The organism is Mesorhizobium sp. LNJC391B00 (assembly GCF_000502535.1).
Taxonomy (GTDB): domain Bacteria; phylum Pseudomonadota; class Alphaproteobacteria; order Rhizobiales; family Rhizobiaceae; genus Mesorhizobium.
Genome location: NZ_AYWI01000003.1, coordinates 248,295 through 263,279, shown reverse-complemented (window position 1 = coordinate 263,279; position 14,985 = coordinate 248,295). Strand labels below are relative to the sequence as shown.

Annotated in this window: 15 protein-coding genes; 9 read left to right on the top strand and 6 right to left on the bottom strand. The window is 62.5% G+C overall.

Going from position 1 to position 14,985, the window contains the following annotated elements:
• Nucleotides 1-98: 98 nt before the first annotated feature.
• Nucleotides 99-2,099 carry an AI-2E family transporter gene (locus X750_RS155710; RefSeq protein WP_023747089.1) on the bottom strand — a complete coding sequence of 667 codons (2,001 nt, stop codon included), beginning with the start codon at nucleotides 2,097-2,099 and terminating at the stop codon, nucleotides 99-101.
• Nucleotides 2,100-2,284: 185 nt separating this feature from the next.
• Between X750_RS155710 and X750_RS155715 the strand changes: the two genes are divergently transcribed.
• Together X750_RS155715 and X750_RS155720 are read left to right on the top strand one after the other, a co-directional pair.
• Complete coding sequence (locus X750_RS155715) at nucleotides 2,285-2,518, top strand: hypothetical protein (RefSeq protein WP_023686482.1); 234 nt, start codon at nucleotides 2,285-2,287, stop codon at nucleotides 2,516-2,518.
• Between the two features lie 199 nt (nucleotides 2,519-2,717).
• Complete coding sequence (locus X750_RS155720; protein WP_031242735.1) at nucleotides 2,718-3,797, top strand: aminopeptidase; 1,080 nt, start codon at nucleotides 2,718-2,720, stop codon at nucleotides 3,795-3,797.
• Between the two features lie 29 nt (nucleotides 3,798-3,826).
• Here X750_RS155720 and X750_RS155725 read toward each other — a convergent pair whose 3' ends face one another.
• A complete protein-coding gene (locus X750_RS155725; protein WP_023747087.1) occupies nucleotides 3,827-5,032 on the bottom strand; it encodes an ROK family transcriptional regulator in 1,206 nt (401 codons plus the stop codon).
• A gap of 145 nt (nucleotides 5,033-5,177) precedes the next feature.
• On the opposite strand from X750_RS155725, the gene X750_RS155730 reads away from it, so the two are divergent.
• From X750_RS155730 to X750_RS155760, 7 genes are all read left to right on the top strand, one after another.
• The gene (locus tag X750_RS155730) at nucleotides 5,178-6,443 is read left to right on the top strand and encodes an ABC transporter substrate-binding protein (RefSeq protein ID WP_023710878.1); all 1,266 of its coding nucleotides are present in this window, start codon (nucleotides 5,178-5,180) and stop codon (nucleotides 6,441-6,443) included.
• An 81-nt stretch (nucleotides 6,444-6,524) separates the two neighbouring features.
• The gene (locus X750_RS155735) at nucleotides 6,525-7,460 is read left to right on the top strand and encodes a sugar ABC transporter permease (RefSeq protein ID WP_023671101.1); all 936 of its coding nucleotides are present in this window, start codon (nucleotides 6,525-6,527) and stop codon (nucleotides 7,458-7,460) included.
• A complete protein-coding gene (locus X750_RS155740) occupies nucleotides 7,453-8,358 on the top strand; it encodes a carbohydrate ABC transporter permease (protein WP_023671100.1) in 906 nt (301 codons plus the stop codon). Before X750_RS155735 ends, X750_RS155740 begins: the two co-directional genes overlap by 8 nt.
• Before the next feature lie 25 nt (nucleotides 8,359-8,383).
• A complete protein-coding gene (gene ugpC / locus X750_RS155745; RefSeq protein WP_023747086.1) occupies nucleotides 8,384-9,490 on the top strand; it encodes a sn-glycerol-3-phosphate ABC transporter ATP-binding protein UgpC in 1,107 nt (368 codons plus the stop codon).
• Between the two features lie 29 nt (nucleotides 9,491-9,519).
• Nucleotides 9,520-10,287, top strand: coding sequence for an SDR family oxidoreductase (locus X750_RS155750; RefSeq protein ID WP_023747085.1), 768 nt, complete (start codon nucleotides 9,520-9,522; stop codon nucleotides 10,285-10,287).
• Nucleotides 10,284-11,306, top strand: coding sequence for a sugar phosphate isomerase/epimerase (locus X750_RS155755; protein WP_023747084.1), 1,023 nt, complete (start codon nucleotides 10,284-10,286; stop codon nucleotides 11,304-11,306). The genes X750_RS155750 and X750_RS155755 overlap by 4 nt, the downstream gene beginning before the upstream one ends.
• Nucleotides 11,306-12,118 (top strand): SDR family oxidoreductase, encoded by an 813-nt coding sequence (locus X750_RS155760; protein ID WP_023747083.1) that lies wholly within the window; start codon nucleotides 11,306-11,308, stop codon nucleotides 12,116-12,118. The genes X750_RS155755 and X750_RS155760 overlap by 1 nt, the downstream gene beginning before the upstream one ends.
• Nucleotides 12,119-12,527: 409 nt before the next feature.
• On the opposite strand, the gene X750_RS155765 is transcribed toward X750_RS155760, so the two are convergent.
• From X750_RS155765 to X750_RS155775, 4 genes are all read right to left on the bottom strand, one after another.
• Entirely contained in the window at nucleotides 12,528-12,962 is a 435-nt protein-coding gene (locus tag X750_RS155765; protein ID WP_023671095.1) for a hypothetical protein, read from the bottom strand.
• Between the two features lie 737 nt (nucleotides 12,963-13,699).
• Complete coding sequence (locus X750_RS01000000162760) at nucleotides 13,700-14,218, bottom strand: dihydrofolate reductase family protein (RefSeq protein WP_348524464.1); 519 nt, start codon at nucleotides 14,216-14,218, stop codon at nucleotides 13,700-13,702.
• Between the two features lie 155 nt (nucleotides 14,219-14,373).
• Nucleotides 14,374-14,643 carry a PilZ domain-containing protein gene (locus X750_RS1000000166780; protein ID WP_023726509.1) on the bottom strand — a complete coding sequence of 90 codons (270 nt, stop codon included), beginning with the start codon at nucleotides 14,641-14,643 and terminating at the stop codon, nucleotides 14,374-14,376.
• Between the two features lie 59 nt (nucleotides 14,644-14,702).
• Nucleotides 14,703-14,912, bottom strand: coding sequence for a hypothetical protein (locus X750_RS155775; RefSeq protein ID WP_023671091.1), 210 nt, complete (start codon nucleotides 14,910-14,912; stop codon nucleotides 14,703-14,705).
• Nucleotides 14,913-14,985: the final 73 nt, after the last annotated feature.

Genomic DNA, 14,985 nt, shown 5'->3' with positions numbered 1-14,985 from the left:
AGGCCGCGAGATTGTTCCATGGTTTGCGAGTGGGGACGATCTTGCCGTCTCACCAGGCATTCCAGCGCCGGCGCGGCAATCTGAGACATGCGGTGCGGCTAGGCTGTTGCGGCCGTTGCCTGGGCCGGGATCCGTTTTCGAGGGGCCGGACGGCGTCTATCGCGGCGTTTCGAAACGACTTTGAGGGGAACGGCCGGCGCTGGAGAAAGTGCGCCAAGCACAGCGTTGACCATGCCGTGGGCTACGAAATCGGCGCTGATGTCGGCGGCCAAAGCTTGCCTTTCTCGCCCGACATCGCCCTGCTCCGCGTCTGACCAGAACACAATCCCAATTCTCAAACCTGCCTTGGCGCGCTTCAGTCTCCGGACCAGAAAGCGGGCATGCTTGAGCGAATCCCGGTTCAGGAAACCGACCACGACGGTGTCGATCGCCTCTAGTTCGAGACGACGAATACCTGCCGGCTCCATATCGACAAAACTGGCCTTCGCCACCGTAGCACCTTGCACCTCCAGCACCTGAGCGAGCATGGCGGCAGCGGCATCGTCGAGTTCGCCGCGACCGCCGGCACAAAGCACCGACATGTCCTTGCCGTCGGGCAGCTCGATCTCTTCCTCTTCGACGCCATCTGTTTCCCTGCTCGCGCTCCCTTCCGCGGTGGTTGCCGGCGCATCTTCCTCGCTTGCCTCTTCCTGTGCATCGTCAGCAAGATTTGCCACAAGAATTTGGGCGCTCGCCGCCACCTGCCTTCGCTGTTGATCGCCCATCACGCCACGCATGCGGTCCTGCTCGCCCAACAGGAGAGCAGGAATGGCGACAGTGTCGTAGAAATCGATCAGGTACTTCTCCTCGAGGATCTCCTCGGCATGGTCAGTGGCCTCGTCGGGATCGCCGGCCAGGAGCCGTTGATAGAGCCGGGCGTGAGATTCAAGGACGGGCTCGTTTCCAAACAGGACGTCGAGAAATTCGAACTGCGGAACATGTCGCCCGAGGACGACGAGGCAAACTGTCAGCGGCGTCGAAAGGACCAGGCCGAGCGGCCCCCACAGCCATGTCCAGAAAATTGCCGCAACGATGATTGCCAAAGGAGAAAGTCCCGTCCGCGAGCCATAGAGCCACGGTTCGATGACGTTGCCGGTTACCAATTCCATGACGACAAACAGCGCGGCGGTCCACAGCACCAGCGACCAGCCGGGCGCAACCGCCAAGGCCAGAAACAAGGGCAGCAGCATGCCGATAACAGGGCCGATATAGGGAACGAAGCGCAGCGCCAGTGCCAGCAACCCCCACAGCAGCGCGTTGGGAATGCCGAGCACCCAAAGGCCAATCGCGATTGGTATGGCGTAGACGATGTTGACCACCAATTGCATGATCAGATAACGGCCAACCCGTTTGCCGGCATCCTGCAATGCCTGCGTTGTGCGATGGAGGTCGCCATAGCCGACGAGGCGGATAAACCGGTCGCGCAGATCCTCGCGCTCAAGCAACATGAAGATGACGACGATGATGATCAGGCCAGCTGATGCCAGCGGGCTGATCAACGGTCCGATGATGTTCTGCAATACCTCCAGAGGTCTCTCGCGGGCGACGATCTCGACGGGAACAGGCTCGCGCCGGGGCTTGTCGGCCGCAGGCGGCGCCACATCCTGCTTGTCGATCTCCTGACCGACGCGCTCGATCACCCCGCTCAGCCTGGCAATTATGCCGCCACCAACGCCCGTCTCCTTGAGGGAACGCACCTTGGTCAGAATGTTTGTCTGGTAGACGGAAATGTTCTGAGCAAGCTCGCTTACCTGGGTCGCAACAATGAAGCTGAACAGGCCCAGGGCCGCGAATGCGCCAATCACGCTCAGAAGCACTGCGGGCAGCCGAGGCAAGCCGACACGCTTCAGTGCGGAGACCATCGGCACCAGCGCAAAGGTCAAAAGCAGCGCGATGGCAATGGGAAGGAACACCTCACGACCGAAATACAGCGCAGCTACTGTCGTGACGATGGTTGCCACGGTAGGCAGAGCTGTGCGCGGATGGGCATTGCCTGCCGCAAGAATCCGTCCTAGCCCTCGCTCGGACGATGAGATGTCGTTTCGACGATTGGCAGCCACGTGATTCCCCCCGTTTCCTAGCGATAGTTAGACCCATTCGCCTGCCGGGCAATGTTTAGCAGGGCCGAATACATACGTTTTGCGGTTTTGCGCCCTGGGCGCTGTGCTCTGACGGTTCAGTCGATATCGTCGGAGCCGCAAATCTGTGGTAAAGCCGCCGCCCAACCAACCAAAGGACGACATCTGTGAGCGAACCGACTGTGGCTGAAGCGACCGAAAGTATCTATGCCTCGCTGCGGGCGGACAATGCCGACATCGACGCCCATATCGCGACGCTCAAGGCTGCGCTGACACGAGAGGGCGCAAAACAGGCGGTGTTCGATCCGGCCAAATTGGCCCAGAACAACCGCTCGGGCCGTAAGTTGATGCAGGCTTATTTTCGCCAGCGCGGCGTGAGCGTGAAGTTTTCGGACCAGTAGCGCGCGGCAGCTTGTGGGAACGGCGTCCCAACGGACGGTCCGTATCTCGCCCGCTCCGCCCTGCGGTGGACTTTCGTCGATCCTAGGCGAATGCCCGCATTGCCCTGCCCAGGTCGGTGTCGCCCCCTGCCCCTGCAGCTCTTGACGGAAACCGGTGCCTCCTGTTTGAGGTGGACCAGGACGTTTGCTGCATGGGGAGATGGGCAAGGGTGGGCAAACAGTGAAGCGCGTTCTTCAGATGCTTGCCGCGGCGATCATCGCGTCCGGGGCGACCGGCTGCACGAGCATTTCCTACTACGCGCAGTCGTTGCAGGGTCACGCGCAGATCATGGCCGCGCGCAGGAATGTCGGGAAACTCATCCTTGACCCTTCGACGCCCGAGGCATTGCGCGCGAAATTGACGTCGGCCAGCGCGATAAGACGGTTTGCGACGGATGAACTGGCATTGCCCGAGAACAGCAGCTACCGCAGCTATGTCGACATCCATCGCGACGCCGTGACCTGGGCCGTTTTCGCCGCGCCGCAATTCTCGCTGGCGCCACGAACATGGTGCTTTCCGGTTTTCGGCTGCGTTCCATACCGGGGTTATTTCTCCCGGAAATCCGCGGCTGAAAGCGCTGTCGAGCTTCAAAGACAGGGCCTCGACGTCTATGTCTCGGGCGTCACCGCCTATTCCACGCTTGGCTGGTCGAGTGACCCGCTACTGAGCACCATGCTGCGTCAGGACGACACCTATCTCGCCAGCCTTGTTTTTCATGAGCTGGCGCATCAGCGGCTTTATGTGGATGGCGATTCCGCATTCAACGAGGCATTCGCCGTTGCCGTCGAAACCAGCGGCGTCAGGAAATGGCTGCGCGCCGCCGGCGACTGGGCCGGATTGCGCCGATACGAAGCCGACCGCAAACGCAGCGCCGATTTTCTCGGACTGGTGGCGAGGACGCGCGACGAGCTAAGGCAGGTCTATGGTAGTCCCCGTACCCCGGAGCAGATGGCGACTGCCAAGGCAGCCGCGATCGAGAGGATGCGGGCGCGCTACCGGCGGATGCGCGACAGGCACTGGGCGGGATACCGGGGATACGACGCCTGGTTCGCTGCCCCGATCAACAACGCCAAGCTCGCCGCAACTTCTGTCTACGGTGAACAGGTTCCGGCCTTTCTTCGCTTGTTCGACCTGTGTTCCGGCGACTATCCGAGGTTTTACGCTTCTGTCCGGCGGATCGCGGATTTGCCCAAATCGTCCCGCGCCGAAGCGCTCAAGGCTGCGGGCACATGCAATTGACTTGAACAAGCACAGGCAGGTCCTGACGATCACCCCAGCGACAGTTCCTTCGTCTGGTGTCTCAAAACGAGGCCGACCGCGCCCAGCAAGGCATCGTTCTCGGTGTGCTTGCCAACGATGATGCGCGTGCGCAGGGCGGGAGCGACATCCCGGGACTTGATCAGCGTATGGCGTTCATAGGACGCGATCAGCGGCGTCAACAGAATGTCCCCTGCCAAAGCCATGTGGCCGCCGATGATGATAAGCGGCGGATTGAGCACCGAGCCGATCAGGCCGAGACCCCGGCCGGCGATCTCGGCGGTATCCTCGATCATCCGCAACGCCCTGACGTCGCCCTGCTCGGCCATGGCGATGACATCGTCCATGGTGACTTGCCGCCCAACGACACGCGAAATCTGTTCCAGCGGCCGGGCAAAACTCGCGTAGAGCTCCAGGCATCCGCGATTGCCGCAGCGGCAAAGGTCGCCGCCGGGATCGATGCTGATGTGCCCGAATTCGCCAGCGCCGCCGGCGACGCCCGTCACCAGCCGGCCATGCTGGACTATGGCGCCGCCGACACCCAGATCGATCTTGAACAGGACGAAATCGTCCTGGCCTACGGCCGCGCCCCACATCAGCTCGGCAATGGCCGCGCAGTTGCTCTCGTTGTCGGCGAAGATCGGCTGTTCCAGGACGGGTCCGAACACATCTCGTATGTTGACGCCGGCCCATGTTGGAACCATGCTTGCGCGCAGCACCACTCCATCGCGGCTGACAGGGCCGGAGACGGAGACACCAACCCCCAGGAGCCCCGCCACCGGCAGACCGTTTTCCCTGTAAGATTGGGCAATTGCCGATTTGACCGCCTGGGCCGCCTGTTGCGGCTGGTAGTCCAGCGCCATTGGAATATTTTGTTCGGCAATGACGGAATGCGAGACATCGGCGACGATGAGCCGTATCTGCTGAAGAGCCAGGTGAATGCCGACGCAGGTGCCCGCTGTCGGATTGAGCGTCACCGCCGCGGCTGGCCTGCCGATGCCTCTGATGCCGTCGCGGCTGGTCGGGGCTTCGATCACCATTCCAGACCTTTTCAAGCCGTTAAGCGCGGTTGACACCGTCGAGCGCGCCAGACCGGTGGCGCGTGCGATCTGCAACGCGGAGAGTGCGCCGCGCTCGCTCAGGCAGCGCACGATCATGCTCTCCGGCGACGCGGAGGGTCTGTCGATCAGCCAGGTTCTAAGCGAAGGTTTTGTCATGGCTCAACATAAACATCGTTGACTGATAGCGCCAATATGTCATCTTGGAAAGAACTCGAGATTGACGCATCTCGCCGGCGGCGGCTTCAAACCGCGGCCATAAGCGGTCGAGACGAACCGTGCAACACGATATGGGAGTGAAACGATGAAGTCCGTCATGACCGCGCTTGCGGCCGCTGCTGCGTGCACATTTTTCGCCGGAACAGCCTTCGCCGAACCCAAGACCAACCTTTTGCACCAGTGGGCGACCGGATCGGACGCCCAGGCGATCGCCAAGCTCGGCGAGATGTTCACCGCCAAGGGCGGCAAATGGGAACAGACCTCGATCGCCGGCCACACCGCCAATACGCTGGCCAAGCTGCGCGCCGACGTGATCGCCGGCAATGCCCCGCCTGCCGTGCAGCTCAAGGGCCCCGAGATCGCCGAATGGAACGAGACCGGCATGACCGCCGATCTCGACGAGTTGGCGGCCTCGGAAGGGTGGGAGAAAGTGGTGGCGCCGGAATTGCTTCCGGTGATGAAGCCGACCGGCAAATGGGTCGCCGCGCCCATGAACATCCACCGCATCAACTGGCTCTGGGCCTCGCCCAAGGTCATGCAGGCGGCCGGCGTGGCGGAAATGCCCAAGACCTGGGCCGAGTTCAATGCCGCCTGCGACAAGATCGTCGCCACAGGCAAGATCTGCATCTCGCATTCGACCGCCGACTGGACGGATTCGACGGTGTTCGAGGTCGTGCTCTACGGCCAGGACATCGATCTCTACCGTAAGGCCTTTGTGGAAGGCGATGTCGAGTCCATGCGCAGCCCGGGAATGGTCAAGGCCTTCACGCAGATGCGCCTGATGACGAGCAAATACATGGATCCGGGCATGGTCGGCCGCGACTGGGATTCGATGTCGGCGCTGGTCGGCAAGGGCGACGCGGCGTTCCACATCATGGGCGACTGGACGATCGGCCTTTTGACCGCCGCCGGCTTCAAGGAAGGCACCGACTATGTCTGCGCCCAGGCGCCGACCGATTGGGGCAAACCCGGCTTCATCCTCAACTCGGACTCGGTCGTGTTCTTCAAGCAGAAGGACCAGGATTACATCGACGGCCAGAAGCTGCTGGCCAGCCTGATCCTGTCGCCCGACTTCCAGACGGTCTTCAACCAGGCCAAGGGCTCGATCCCTGCACGCCTGGATATCGATCTGTCGAAGGGCTTCAATCCGTGCCAGCAGCTCTCGCAGAAGGATCTGCAGGCTTCGATCAAGGACGGCACGCTGGTCCGCTCGATGGCGCACAACATGACCATCCCGCAGAAGATGCGCGGCGCGATCATGGACTCCATTACCGAGTTCGTGGCGACACCGGACATGTCGCCCGAGGATGGCGCCAATGCGATGGCCGACGCGGCGGAAGCACAGAAATAGACGGGAATGGCCGGGCGCGATGCCTATCCGCCCGGCCGTCCTCCCTTCCAGTCCCGTGCTCTGCCAATTTCCGTGCTCTGAATGTCAAATCACGACCTGATCCTGTCGGTCCCGACGCCCGCCCGCCCCTGGCGCGAGCGGCTGGGCTCCGCGATGCCCTTGCTGGTGCTCGGCCCCTCTCTCGTGGCGAGCTTCGTCTACGTCTTCGTGTTCACCGGCTGGACGCTCTATATCTCGCTGTCCAACTCCTCGCTGCTGCCGACCTACGGCTTCGTCGGCCTCGAGAACTACGCGTCGCTGTGGGCGAACCGGCGCTGGAACATCGCCTACAACAACCTGTTTTTCTTCAGCGCTTTCTACATCGTCGGCTCGATGGCGGTGGGACTGCTGCTGGCGATCCTGATCGACCAGCGCGTGCGCGGCGAAGCGGCCTGGCGCACGATCTTCCTCTATCCGCTGGCCGTCTCCTTCATCGTCACCGGCACGGTCTGGAGCTGGCTCTACAATCCGACCGACGGCATCCAGGCCATGGTGCGCGGTTTCGGCTGGGCGAGCTTCAGTTTCGCACTCGCCAGCGACCGGCACTATGCGATCTACGCGGTGATCATCACCGGTGTCTGGCAGGCCTCGGGCTTTGCCATGGCGCTGTTCCTGGCCGGCCTGCGCTCGGTGGATCAGGACCTCGTCAAGGCCGCGCAGATCGACGGCGCATCGACGTTCCGCATCTATCGCAAGGTGCTTCTGCCAACCATTGCGCCGATCTTCCTGGCGGTCGCCGTCATCCAGATCCAGTTCGCCATCAAGACCTTCGACCTCGTGGCGGCCCTGACCAAAGGCGGCCCGGGGATCTCGACCACCTTCCCCGCCATCTACGTCTATGACCTGATGTTCCAACGCGGCCAGATCGGCGAAGGTGCGGCCGCCGCCATCATGATGCTTGCCGCTGTTGCCGTGGTGCTGGTGCCCTATTCATTCTGGGTGGTCTGGCGCCGGCGCAAGGAAGCCGGCCATGGCTGACGTCTCCCTGGACCAGTCGCTCGACCGTCGCGCTGCCGCAGTCGCGTCGCGCCGGCATTTTCTCACCCGCTTCGCCATCTATGGGCTGCTGGTCGTCTTCGCGGCGATCTACCTGGTCCCGTTGCTGGTGGTGGTGCTGAATTCATTCCGCGACCAGCAGGAGATCGCGCGCAACGGGTTGATCTCGCTGCCGCGCAGCTTCCGCCTCGATGCCTGGGGCCAGGCCTGGAGCACCTATTGCATCGGCGGCACCTGCGAGGGCATGCAGCGCAACTTCTACAACTCCCTGAAGATGACGATCCCGGCCACGATCATCTCGACGGCGGTCGGCGCGATGAACGGTTACATCCTGTCGAAATGGCGCTTCAGAGGTTCGGAAGCTTTGTTCACCTGCATGCTGCTCGGCGTCTTCATTCCGGGCCAGATTTCGTTGATGCCGTGGGCGTTCATCCTCGGCAATCTCGGCCTCAGCAATTCGGTCTACGGGCTCGTCCTCATCCACGTTATCCAGGGCATTTCGTTCACCACTTTGTTTTGCCGCAACTACTACGTCAGCATCCCCGACGACCTGATCAAGGCGGCGCGCATCGACGGCGCCGGCTTCTGGCGCATCTTCCGCAAGATCATTCTGCCGCTCTCCTCACCGATCCTGATCGTCACGGTGATCTGGCAGTTCACCGGCATCTGGAACGAATATCTGTTCGGCGTCGTCTTCACCTCCGGGCAGCAACAGCCGATCACGGCAGCGCTCGTCGCGCTGACGGCAAGCGGCACCAATGTGCGCGCCTACGATGTCATGAGCGCCGCCGTGCTGATCGGCGCGCTGCCGCCGCTGCTGATCTATCTCTTCGGCGGCAAGTATTTTGTGCGCGGCCTGACGCAAGGTGCCATCAAATGAGGCGCGATCAAGTGAAGGGCATCGCATGTCGACATTGACCATCCGATCGCTGCGCAAGAACTACGGTGCGGTCGAGGTGCTGAAGGGCGTCGATCTCGAGGCGCAGGACGGCGAGTTCATCGCGCTGGTCGGACCCTCCGGCTGCGGCAAGTCCACTCTGCTGGCGATGATCGCCGGGCTTGAAACCGTTACCTCCGGCGAGATCCGCATCGACGGGCGGCTGGTCAATTCGGTGCCGCCGAAGGACCGCGACATCGCCATGGTGTTCCAGTCCTACGCGCTCTACCCGACGATGACGGTGCGCGAGAACATCACCTTCGGCATGGAAAGCCGCCGCGTCCCGAAGCCGCAGCAGGACGAGGCCGTCAGTCGAGTTGCTGCCTTCCTGCAGATCGAACCGCTGCTTGGCCGCAAGCCCGGACAGCTCTCGGGCGGCCAGCGCCAGCGCGTCGCCATGGGCCGGGCGCTGGTTCGCGATCCCAAACTGTTCCTGTTCGACGAGCCGCTCTCCAATCTCGATGCCAAGCTGCGCGTCGACATGCGCACCGAAATCAAGAAGCTGCATCACCGCGTCGGCAAGACCACGGTTTACGTCACCCACGACCAGGTCGAGGCGATGACGCTGGCGTCGCGCATCGCCGTGATGCACCACGGCGAGGTCCAGCAATTCGACGATCCCGCCACGATCTACAACCGTCCGGCCAACATGTTCGTCGCCGGCTTCATGGGATCGCCGGCGATGAATTTTTTGGCCGCGGAACTGAGCCAGGAAGGCGGCCGCGCCACTGTTGTGTTGCAGACCGCCGACGGCAAGACGGCCAGCCTGCCGATGGTCCAGACGCTCGCTTCCGATACGCCGCGACAGCTCGTGCTCGGCATCCGGCCGGAGCACATCTACCGCTTCGATCCGGATCTTGCGCGCCGCAAGCCGGGCATCGCGCAGATCGATGCCGTGGTCGAGCTGGTCGAACCGACAGGTGCCGAGACCATGGCCGTCCTGCGCCTGGGCGGCAAGGAGATCACCGGCCGTTTCGACCCCGACGGCACGCCGCTTATGGGCGAGACGGTGACGCTCGGCATCGACATGGCGCGTGCCTGCCTGTTCGACCCGACGACCCAACGCCTGATCTGACCGAAGCTTGATCTGAAAAGAGTTCCGCCTTGTCCTTCGCCACCTATCCGAGCCTGTCCGAGCGTGTCGTGCTGATCACCGGCGGTGCGTCGGGCATCGGCGCCGACACGGTCCGCGCCTTCTGCGCCAATGGCGCGCGCGTCGCGTTTCTCGATCTGCAGCAGGAGGCCGGCGAGCAGCTTGCCCGCGACCTCGCCGCCGCGGCAGCGCACGCGCCCCTGTTCCTGCGCTGCGACGTGACCGATATCCCCGCCCTCCAAGCCGCGATCGGCACGGTGCGCGACCGCCTAGGGCCTGTCGCGGTGCTGGTCAACAACGCCGCCGATGACAATCGCCTCTCGGTCGCCGACGTGACGCAGGAATACTGGGACCATGCCCAGGATGTGAACCTCAGGCACCACTTCTTTGCCGCTCAGGCCGTGCATCCGCACATGCAGGAACTGGGCTTTGGTTCGATCGTCAATTTTTCCTCGATCGCCTGGCGTTTCGGCGCGTCAGAGATGGCGCCCTATGCGGCGGCCAAGGCTGCGGTGGTCGGGCTGACCTTCGCGCTGGCGCGGGCGTTTGGCCCCGACAACATCCGCGTCAACGCCATCGAGCCGGGCGCCGTCATCACCGACCGGCAGCGGGAGCTTTGGTACAAGACCCAAGGTTCGGTCGACCAGGTCGTGCAGCGCCAGGTGATCCGCAAGGTTCTGCTCGGCGAGGAGATCGCGCGCACGGTGCTGTTCCTCGCCGCCGACGACAGCCGCATGATCACCAAGCAGTCGATCACCGTGGATGCCGGCCTGAGATGACCACACCTGACTCAAAGGATCGCTTCATACTCGAGGTCGGCCTGAACCCCTACGGCCTGACCTATCATCTCGGCCTCCAGGGCCGCGGCACGCCACGCGCCAATCCTAGACCTGCGGGGCTCGAAGGTTTCATCGCGCTCGCGACCGATCTCGGCGCGCGCGTGCTGGAGATCTGGGTGCCATGGCTGAGCGAGCTTTCCGACGACGCGGTGATCGCGCTGCGCGAACGGCTCGCCGGCCTTCGCATCGCGCCGGTCGTCAGCGGCGGCCTGCTGGTGGGGGAACCGCTCGACGATGCGTTTCGGGCCGCGCGCCTGCTCAAGGCCAAAATCATCCGGACGGCGCTGACGCCGGTTCTCTGCGGCGACCGCAACGCCGCCGGCGAAAAATGGAGCGAGTACGTCGGCATCATTCGAGAGCGATTGGTGGAATGGGGTCCCCGCGCGAATGCCGAAGGGTATGTCCTTGCGATCGAAAACCACCAGGACTTTACCAGCCGGGAACTTGTCAATTTCTGCGCCCTCGGCGGCGAAGACGTCGGCGTCACCTTCGACACCGGCAACACGTTCCCGGTCGGCGAAGCGCCGCTCGATTTTACGAAGGTGATCGCCCCCTATGTCCGCCATGTCCACCTCAAGGATTACCGCGTGCAGTTCACGACCGAAGGCTATCGGCTGATCCGTTGTGCCATCGGCGACGGTGCGGTGCCGTTTGCCGAGCTGTTCGCCATTCTTGGCCAACACCACGATCGCATGACCGCCGTTCTCGAACCGGGCGCCTTGGAGGCCCGGCATGTCCGCTATCTCAGCGACGACTGGTGGCGCGGCTATCCCCCGAAGACGGCGCGCGACTTTGCCGCCTGCCTGGCGGCCGCGCAGCGCAACCGGCTGCCCGACGATGCCGACACCCGCACGCCTTGGGAGCGCGAAGACGACCTCTCACTGGTTTCCTATGAGCTCGACATGATCCGGCGCAGCGCGGCCAACATGCGCAAATTTGGTTTGATGGAGAAGATCTGATGACGGCACGTGAACTCGATGGATTGACCGCCTTCGTCACCGGCTCCGGCCGTGGCCTCGGCCGCGTGATGGCCGAGCGCCTGGCCGAACTCGGCGCCAATGTCGCGATCCACGACATGGACGAGGAAGCGCCGGCCAAATACGGCGAGTTCGCCAATCTGAGCGAAGTGGTCGAGCGCCTGAAGCGGCACGGCACGAAGGTCACGTCGGTGACCGGCAACATTGGCGACCAGAAGGCGGTGGCCGAGATGAAGCGCAGGATCGAGGCCGATCTCGGCGACGTCCATGTGCTGGTCAATTGCGCTGGCGGCGACATCGGCGCCAAGGGCGGCAAGCCGAACCCGAACAACGCCCTCGACATCGAACTGGACGACATCCGCGTGCTCACCGAGAACAATCTGATCGGCACGATGCTGGTCTGCCAGGCCTTCGTGCCGCCGATGAAGCAGCGCGGCGGCGGCTCCGTCATCAACATCGCCTCCGCGGCGGCACATCTCGGCTGCTCGCCCGAGGTCGTTTACTCCACCTTGAAGGCCGCGGTCGTGCATTACACGCGCTGTCTCGCCAAGGAACTGATCGACGACGGCGTGCGCATCAACGCGGTCAGCCCAGGCGCCACGAAGACGGCACGCTTCCAGGCGACCCGCACGGTCGATCCGGAGCGCATGGATTCGAGCAAGAAGTCGCTGAACCGCTATGCCGAGCCGGAGGAGATCGCCGAGGCGGTGGCCTTTCTAGCCGGCCCCCGCGCACGATTTATCAATGGGCAGGTGCTCCGCGTCGATGGCGGGTTTACGATCTTTCCGGGGTGATGGCGGGGTGCCTCGGATTTCAATTTCGGGGCCGAAAGCGGAAGGTCCGTTTTCGGGATTCCTGGGTTAAATTGCCCCCTCACGCCTCAAGCTTTTCGCAGCGTCAAAACGGCTGTGGAGGGATTGGCAGGCTATACCGCTGACGAAGCGCACATGTGACGCACCGAGGATAAGTAACCCCGCTTGGTCACGAGGGCGCTGCCGACCGGTTGGTCGAAACTGGCGCTGGTACTCGCTATTCACGAACTTGCCGATCACCCTGACGAGGTCCACTGAGCAATGGTGAACGTCATTTCTGAAGTCGCAAGCAACTCGGCCGCCCTACTCCATTGAGGTCAGCCATGCCTTCGCGGAGCCGACGCAATCTCTGCTGGAGCCTGCATGCTTCTTCAGGCGCAAGCGCTGTGTCTCAGTGCGGCATGAATCCTTTTCTCAGCCAAGCCAATATCTTGCTCCCATTGAGGACCCTGCGGACACGCCCGGCGGCCCAGCCAGCCTGCATGGTGGCGCCGGTGTGGCAACTGCAGACGATCTCATGCAACTGCCAATCGGAGAGTTCGAAGAAGCGTCTGGCTTCCCCGTAGGTATCCGATTGCATGCCCGACGCACGCAGCAGTGGATCGTCAAAGGCGACACTGATCGCCGATCCGACCGCGCGCGCTTCTCCGCGGACAGAGGGATGCAGATGCTCAGTCCCGGTGAGAGCCACAAGGGAGCGCGTCGGATTTCGATAGAGCAGTTCCGCCCACCGCTCTATCCGTTGCGTCCTTGTAGCCAGCAGAGCCGGCGATAGTGGACTGATGTCCGCGACTGACTGGAGTTGATCGAGTGTCTGGTGCTTCATGACTGCCTCCTGTTGGCCGTTCCAATCCCTAGGCCTTTGCTGCAGGATTGGCTCACACGCTAAGCCGCCTCGTAAAGGAGCGGCGGCCGATCAGGTGTTGCCACCAATCGCCCACAGGCACCACGCGGCGGCATCTGCAGCGACCCCAACTGCATTCCTTCGCCAATGTTCCAGCGGGATGAAAAAAACTGTGCGGCCGGCCGACCCGACGGACCCGGCTGGCGCACGCAGGATCCTGAACTGCTGGACGATGATGACGCAGGCCTGGAAAGGCGGCTAGGTTGGACCTTGCTTTTCAGGCTTGACCATGATGTTTCACTACCCGCTCGGTCATCGAGGGAAGGCCAGGAGCAGAGCCGCTGGCAACGGTGAGTTGCGGACGAGGGCGGGCGGTGGAGGACGACGCCCTTGGGCCGCCAGGTCACTGAAGGACCAACCGAAGCGGCGCTTCGGGCGTAAAAGCGATGTCCTTGTAGGTCTGCAATGTCTGCTTATGGAGGAACGGCGGCAAGGCCTCTTTGACCGGCATGGGGCGCATTGCTGACCGGCAGATTTTCGGCCGACAGCAGACCCTCTGCTGCTTGGGTACCCAGCACGCAAGCTGACATGTGAGACCTCGGTGCGAAGGCCGGGACCAGGCCCACTGCGAACGTACGTGTTGGTTCGCATGTTGGCGCTGAAGCGCCTTATCGTTCAGCCTCGCGGCACATAGATCATATGAACCGTATCGTCATCGATCAATGTGCTCGACACCAGTTGCAGCGGAGGCCTTGCCTCGTGGAAGAAAGGCTTGCCTTGCCGAGCACGAACGGCCTCACGTGCAGGTGATATTCCTCGATCAGGCCCAGCCCGGTCATAAGACCGGCCAGTTCCGGACCGGAAACGCTCAGGATACCCTCCGTGCGGGCCGCGATCTCGCGAATCTGCGTTTCAATATCGCCGGAGATGAGGGTGGCGTTCGGGTCGACCCGTGAAAGTGTGCGCGAAACGACCCATTTGGGCAGCTTGCGCCAGAGTGTCGCGAACTGGCGAAGCGAAGCATCCCATTCCGCGTGATCATCGTCCCAATAGCGCATGACCTCGTACATCCGGCGGCCATACACAGCGCCGGAATGGTTGCGAAGCGTCTCGATCCAGTACTCGAAGTGCTTCTGGCTTGGTGCGCCCATAACCAGATTTCCGGCAAGGTCATCGACATAGCCATCGATGGAAACGTTCATTCCCAAGATAAGTTTGCCCATAAGCAGCACCTTCACCTAGTGGGTCCACGGATTAACCGCTTGTAATTTGCAAGCAGTCAGACGCTATAGCAACTGATTGCAAATCGCAAGTAGCATAGAAAGAAGCGTTCGTGCCGCAAACGAGCCCTGCCTTGTCCCATCAACCCTGCATCCGTCCCGGCTATCGCCCTCTACGCCTGCCTTCCCGAATCAAGCTGCACCCCAAGTCGCTCGTTCCGTCTCCACCGCACCACGGCGCGATAGCTGGTATGATCGACAGGCACGTGAAGGACGAAACGGTCGGGGATTGCGATATCGGCCTTCACCCGCAGCTCCGCACCGTGAGCGTGCTGGTTGCAAACCAGACAATTGATACTGGCGTCGCCAACGCGGATTGTCGCTTCCTTCAGAACAAGATCACGGATATGCGACCGTCGCTCTATCGGTGGGTCAGCCGGCATTGCCTTATCCCTCTGATTTGACGACCTGAAACTCTTCTGAACCCGCAATGGAAAGCGCACTACCGGCCCAGCGGTTGCCTCGAAAGACTGACGAGCTCGGCTTCGTCGACCACGCCGGCCATATAGTTCGCGATAATCCGGGATGCGATGGCGTCGCGTGCTTCGGGCGACTGACCGTCGCGCTTAAGCTGCTCGAATACACGGCCCAACAGCTCGAGTTCGGATGGCTGCAAAACGCCGGCCTCGGTGGCTTTGCGTCGAATGGGCATTTGTGATCCTCCACTACGGTCAACAACATACGACCGCGGCAGGGAAACTCAACTCACCTGTCGAGGGCGCCAC

Bases quoted from the DNA above. Each gene is read 5' to 3' on its own strand.
- X750_RS155720 (WP_031242735.1), top strand. From the start codon at position 2,718: ATGGGCAAGGGTGGGCAAACAGTGAAGCGCGTTCTTCAGATGCTTGCC.
- X750_RS155725 (WP_023747087.1), bottom strand. From the start codon at position 5,032: ATGACAAAACCTTCGCTTAGAACCTGGCTGATCGACAGACCCTCCGCG.
- X750_RS155730 (WP_023710878.1), top strand. From the start codon at position 5,178: ATGAAGTCCGTCATGACCGCGCTTGCGGCCGCTGCTGCGTGCACATTT.
- X750_RS155735 (WP_023671101.1), top strand. From the start codon at position 6,525: ATGTCAAATCACGACCTGATCCTGTCGGTCCCGACGCCCGCCCGCCCC.
- X750_RS155740 (WP_023671100.1), top strand. From the start codon at position 7,453: ATGGCTGACGTCTCCCTGGACCAGTCGCTCGACCGTCGCGCTGCCGCA.
- ugpC (WP_023747086.1), top strand. From the start codon at position 8,384: ATGTCGACATTGACCATCCGATCGCTGCGCAAGAACTACGGTGCGGTC.
- X750_RS155755 (WP_023747084.1), top strand. From the start codon at position 10,284: ATGACCACACCTGACTCAAAGGATCGCTTCATACTCGAGGTCGGCCTG.
- X750_RS155760 (WP_023747083.1), top strand. From the start codon at position 11,306: ATGACGGCACGTGAACTCGATGGATTGACCGCCTTCGTCACCGGCTCC.
- X750_RS155765 (WP_023671095.1), bottom strand. From the start codon at position 12,962: ATGAAGCACCAGACACTCGATCAACTCCAGTCAGTCGCGGACATCAGT.
- X750_RS1000000166780 (WP_023726509.1), bottom strand. From the start codon at position 14,643: ATGCCGGCTGACCCACCGATAGAGCGACGGTCGCATATCCGTGATCTT.
- X750_RS155775 (WP_023671091.1), bottom strand. From the start codon at position 14,912: ATGCCCATTCGACGCAAAGCCACCGAGGCCGGCGTTTTGCAGCCATCC.